Raw genomic sequence first — 317 nt, forward strand, 5'->3', positions numbered from 1 at the left:
CATAAAGACCACAAAGGCTTAATCATTGTTGGGCGACTGCCTTATGAGCAGTCACTGAAGGTCAAACAATTGGCTCAGCAATTAGGCTGGCCACTGTTGTGCGATCCTCAATCAGGTATTAGCTCTGAGTGGCAAGGCTATGATGTATGGCTTCATAATGACACGGCAAAAGCTCAGTTAGCACAATGTGATTTGGTTATTCAATTTGGCGCTCGGCTAGTGTCAAAGCGCTTGTTGGCGTTTTTAAAGCAGCGGGTTCTGGAGCAAGATTTTACGGCGTATGCATTGCTCAGTGATGAAGCGGGTTCTTTGAACCC

The 317-nt window shown here is 46.4% G+C and carries 1 pseudogene; it reads left to right on the forward strand.

Going from position 1 to position 317, the window contains the following annotated elements:
- A pseudogene (locus AB4585_RS27815) lies at window positions 1-317 on the forward strand (2-succinyl-5-enolpyruvyl-6-hydroxy-3-cyclohexene-1-carboxylate synthase); the annotation flags it as partial.

It is taken from the genome of Vibrio sp. 10N.222.49.C9, assembly GCF_041474985.1.
Lineage (GTDB): Bacteria > Pseudomonadota > Gammaproteobacteria > Enterobacterales > Vibrionaceae > Vibrio > Vibrio crassostreae_C.